At 48.0% G+C, this 4,504-nt stretch carries 4 protein-coding genes; 1 reads left to right on the top strand and 3 read right to left on the bottom strand.

The annotated features are described in order from the left end of the window. A partial coding sequence (locus tag Q0231_RS07920) for a carbon-nitrogen hydrolase family protein (RefSeq protein ID WP_299346946.1) occupies positions 1–423 on the bottom strand: 423 nt, incomplete at its 3' end. A gap of 557 nt (positions 424–980) precedes the next feature. On the opposite strand from Q0231_RS07920, the gene Q0231_RS07915 reads away from it, so the two are divergent. After that, positions 981–1,553, top strand: coding sequence for a cupin domain-containing protein (locus tag Q0231_RS07915; protein ID WP_269394603.1), 573 nt, complete (start codon positions 981–983; stop codon positions 1,551–1,553). A 22-nt stretch (positions 1,554–1,575) separates the two neighbouring features. Here Q0231_RS07915 and Q0231_RS07910 read toward each other — a convergent pair whose 3' ends face one another. Next, positions 1,576–3,060 carry an NAD-dependent succinate-semialdehyde dehydrogenase gene (locus tag Q0231_RS07910; RefSeq protein WP_299346944.1) on the bottom strand — a complete coding sequence of 495 codons (1,485 nt, stop codon included), beginning with the start codon at positions 3,058–3,060 and terminating at the stop codon, positions 1,576–1,578. After that, positions 3,060–4,349 (bottom strand): 4-aminobutyrate--2-oxoglutarate transaminase, encoded by a 1,290-nt coding sequence (locus tag Q0231_RS07905; RefSeq protein ID WP_299346942.1) that lies wholly within the window; start codon positions 4,347–4,349, stop codon positions 3,060–3,062. Before Q0231_RS07905 ends, Q0231_RS07910 begins: the two co-directional genes overlap by 1 nt. Between the last annotated feature and the right edge of the window lie 155 nt (positions 4,350–4,504).

The following is a 4,504-nucleotide window of genomic DNA, read 5'->3' as shown; positions in this document are numbered from 1 at the left end:
AGACAGGCCAAATCGGCCAATTTCCGGCACATCGAAAACGCAAAACTCGGTTCCACCTTCAATATCCGCTTCATATGGCTTGAATGGAAACATCTTACGGTATTTTGCTACGATCTCGCCGTCTGGGTTTATAACGACTGAAGTATTGTAAATCTTGCCTTCCGGTGTTTTTTCAAACATGGAACCTGGAATGAGCCAGATTTTATGACGCTTGGCGTCTTCTTGGAACTTTGTGATCGTGTCGTTTAAAAACGGCTGAGCGAACTTATGTAGGGGGCCGAATGGGGCGAGTTCACTGAACAAAACCATTTGGGTCCAAGGAAATCGGATCATCAAAACATTCAAACGTTCGCGCATGCCTTCAACATTGGAGTTGAGCGCGTCGACGTGCATCTGTATTCCGGCAATTGCAAATGGAGTCATTCAGCAAGACTTCTTTCTTTGAAACATACGCTGCAGACATCCATCCGCCAGCGAAAACTTTTTACATTTGACCGCCGTTTGTTTTGGGCGGACTTCAGTGAATGACAACGGATGATAAATGGTATCAAGTTTGACAGATTTCTCCCCGTAGAATGGCGCTAAGGTTTGTCCTGCACGTTCAAGTGATGCACTTGGCTAGGAGGTGCGAAAGGCTCACAAACCAATTTTTCAATTCGCATCTCACTCACCAACATGTATGGCGGTGTTGGCACAATGCTTCTGCCTTGTCGGCGCGAACTGCGAAGTTCAAGCATCAATAACATGCCTCCCACTTCGATGATGAGCCAATTGCGACAAAGCCACCTCAGCTATCCAGTCGTTCGAGTATTCTGGCCCCACTTGACCTCACATTCTCATCTTATAAAAAAGCTATCAGTGTTTAGAATATTGATCAAGTGATACGTTGAACATGCTAAGTTGACACATTTACTGCTAAATGTTTGATGCTAATGTGATGTTTTGGCTTGATACAAAAGCGACGATTGGGAGTCGATTGAATGGAAGTGGGTGAACGACTTCGAAAACTTCGGACGTCAAATGGCTTGTCTCAGCGCAAACTCGCAAAAATGGCCGGTGTCACCAATGGTTTGATTTCAATGATTGAGCAGGGCCAAACCAGCCCATCTGTCGCCTCTCTCAAAAGGATATTAGACGCCATACCCATGACGTTTTCCGAGTTTTTCAGCTTGGAGTATCCAGGCAGTGAAGAGGTTTTCTTTGAGGAAAGCCAGCTGCGTGAAATCAACCCCGTTCGGGTCTTTCGTGTCGACAATGCTTCCAACTCACTCGTTTCTCTTCGGCAAGTGGGGGACGCGTCAAAGCACTCTTTGCAAATGTTGCACGAGACCTATGCACCGGGATCTGACACAGGGACCGAAATGTACAGCCATGAGGCGGAAGAGGCCGGAATTGTGATTTCGGGTGAAATTGAGATCACGATCGGCGAACAAACAAAGACTTTGAAAAAGGGCGATGCCTATATTTTTGACAGCAGATTACCGCATCGTTTCAAAAATACTGGCGATGACGAATGCGTTATCGTTAGCGCCTGTACACCGCCCTCATTCTAGTGATTGGTCTTTCCTGACGTAATTAGGAAATGCCACCCAGACAAACGTATTTCATTTCCAAATAGTCATCGATGCCATATTTTGAGCCTTCGCGCCCTTGGCCTGACTGTTTGACGCCACCAAATGGTGCGAGCTCCGTTGAAATAAGCCCTGTGTTCACACCGACCATGCCGTATTCTAGCGCTTCTGCGACTTTCCAGACCTTTGATAGGTCCTTTGCATAAAAGTATGAAGCTAATCCAAAAATGGTGTCGTTGGCTTGCTCGATAACCTCGTCAACAGTCTCAAATTTGAACAAGGGGGCAACGGGGCCAAAGGTTTCTTGTGAAGCCACTGCCATTTCACGCGTCACATTTGCAAAAACCGTTGGTTCGAAAAATGTTCCGCCACGCGCGCTGCGTTTGCCGCCGGTCAAAAGCTTTGCGCCTTTTGCATGTGCGTCTGCGACATGTTCTTCCACTTTTGCAACCGCAGCACTGTCGATAAGTGGGCCAGCGGTGACGCCGTCATCAAAGCCGTCACCAATTTTCATCGCATTAACCGCGACAACCAGTTTTTCGGCAAAGGCGTCATAGACCCCGGCTTGCACGTAAATCCGATTTGCACACACGCAAGTCTGACCGTTGTTGCGGAATTTTGAAATCATCGCCCCTTCGACCGCCGCGTCCAGATCCGCGTCATCGAACACGATAAATGGGGCATTGCCGCCAAGTTCCATGGAGGTTTTCATGATTTGGTCAGCGGACTGCTTCATCAGGATCCGACCAACTTCAGTTGACCCAGTGAACGTTAGTTTGCGCACTTTGGGGTTTGAGCAGAATTCTTCGCCAATTGCAGCACTGGATGAGGATGTAATGACGCTCAATAAGCCTTCTGGTAGGCCTGCTCGCTCAGCAAGAATGGCCAGTGCCAAAGCTGAAAGGGGCGTTTGCTTTGCAGGCTTTGCAACGAATGCGCATCCAACAGCCAGAGCGGGGGCTACTTTTCGGGCGATCATTGCATTAGGAAAATTCCAAGGCGTTATGGACGCGACGACACCGACAGGTTGTTTGATGACCACTATTCGTTTGTCGGGTTGATGTCCTGGGATGATGTCGCCATAAACACGCTTTGCTTCTTCTGAGAACCATTCGATATAGCTGGCGCCGTAAAGAATTTCGCCTTTTGCCTCTGCAACCGGTTTGCCCATTTCTGCTGTTAAAATGGCTGCCAAGTCATCTGCATTTTCAACCAATAGATCGTACCATTTGCGCAATATGGCTGAACGCTCTTTACCAGTCTTAGCTGCCCATGATTTCTGCGCAACAAAAGCGGCATCAATCGCGGACTTTGTCTCCTCGACACCCATGTCTGGCAAAGTAACAATTACCTCTCCAGTTGAAGGGTTGGTGACGTCAAAAGTTTTGCCAGACGATGCCTTGGAAACCCATTTGCCAGCGATTGTCGCTTTATCGGTGAGCAGAGAGCGGTCTTTAAGACGGTTTGAAAGTGATGTTTTTACAGACATTATTTTTTCCCCGCTTCAGAAGAGGCATGTTGCATGGCGTTTTCCAAAATATCGAGCGCTTCATTGAACACTTCATCTTGAATTGTAATTGGCGCGAGGAACCGGATGACGTTTCCATGGACGCCGCACGTAAGAAGGATCAGGCCCTGTTTTTGGGCATTCATACGAACCGCATTTGCAAATTCGGCGCTGGGCAGTCCGGTCTTGACGTCATTGAATTCGACTGCGTTCATGAAGCCCGGCCCACGGATGTCTACCATTTCAGGTACGGCGTTTCGTAATTTTTCCAAGCGCTGCTTAAGCTTTTTGCCCAAAGAGTTCGCGCGCTCGCACAATTGTTCGTCCTCTATAACGTCCAATACCGCATGCGCGGCTGCGATGCCTAATGGGTTGCCACCATATGTTCCGCCTAAGCCCCCAGGCTTTGGTGCGTCCATAATTTCTTTTCGACCTGTAACGGCTGCCAGAGGGAACCCTCCGGCCAAGCTTTTGGCCATCGTGGTAATATCTGCTGCAACCGCGTGATGGTTCATAGCAAACATTTTGCCGGTACGGGCAAACCCGGTTTGCACCTCGTCAGCAATAAGCAGAATGCCGTGACGATCACAAAGTTCACGTAGTTTTTCCAAGAATGCGGGCGGCGCTTCATAAAAGCCACCTTCGCCTTGAATGGGTTCAAGGATGATCGCTGCAACCCTTGATGGGTCAACATCAGCTTTAAATAGCGTTTCGATTGCTGCTAGTGAATCTTCAACCGTTACGCCGTGCAATGGCACCGGGAATGGAGCGTGAAATATGTCATTCAACATTGACCCAAAGCCCAGCTTATAAGGGGCAACTTTGCCGGTCAGTGACATCCCCATGAATGTGCGCCCATGAAAGCCACCTGAAAAGGCAATGATTGCATTTCGACCAGTTGATGCTCTGGCAATTTTTACGGCGTTTTCTACGGCTTCAGCACCAGTTGAAACAAACACTGTCTTCTTTTCAAAGTTGCCCGGCACAATAGCATTGAGCCGTTCGGCAAGCCGAACATAGTTTTCGTAGGGCAAAACTTGATGACATGTGTGCGTAAACTTATCCAATTGCTCTTTCACAGCAGCAATTACTTTGGGATGGCGGTGGCCAGTGTTAAGGACAGCGATCCCTGACGAAAAATCGATATAGCGGTTTCCCTCAACGTCCCATATTTCGGAGTTTTGGGCGCGATCAGCATAGATCTGAGTCATCATGCCAATCCCTTGGGAAATGGCCTCGTTTTTTCGTGCTGAAATGTCACAATTTAGCATTGCATCGGTCTCTTTGCTTACGTTTAGGGATAGTGTTTATTATTTTAAACAGTCTCTGGGCGGTTTTCCAAGTGTTTTTTTCAAAGCAATGAGATTGGGTATTCTGGCCGGTGTGGGATGTTAGTTTGCTTCTGCAATAAATGGTTTCAAGCTGT

The sequence above is a fragment of the uncultured Maritalea sp. genome, assembly GCF_937139385.1.
GTDB classification, from domain to species: domain Bacteria; phylum Pseudomonadota; class Alphaproteobacteria; order Rhizobiales; family Devosiaceae; genus Maritalea; species Maritalea porphyrae_A.
The sequence above is the reverse complement of the archived record's forward strand: the minus strand, read 5'-3'. Positions and strand labels throughout refer to the sequence as shown.

What these genes read in the sequence shown, in the direction of transcription:
- Q0231_RS07915 (WP_269394603.1), top strand. Translation starts at nt 981, where the DNA reads ATGGAAGTGGGTGAACGACTTCGAAAACTTCGGACGTCAAATGGCTTG.
- Q0231_RS07910 (WP_299346944.1), bottom strand. Translation starts at nt 3,060, where the DNA reads ATGTCTGTAAAAACATCACTTTCAAACCGTCTTAAAGACCGCTCTCTG.
- Q0231_RS07905 (WP_299346942.1), bottom strand. Translation starts at nt 4,349, where the DNA reads ATGCTAAATTGTGACATTTCAGCACGAAAAAACGAGGCCATTTCCCAA.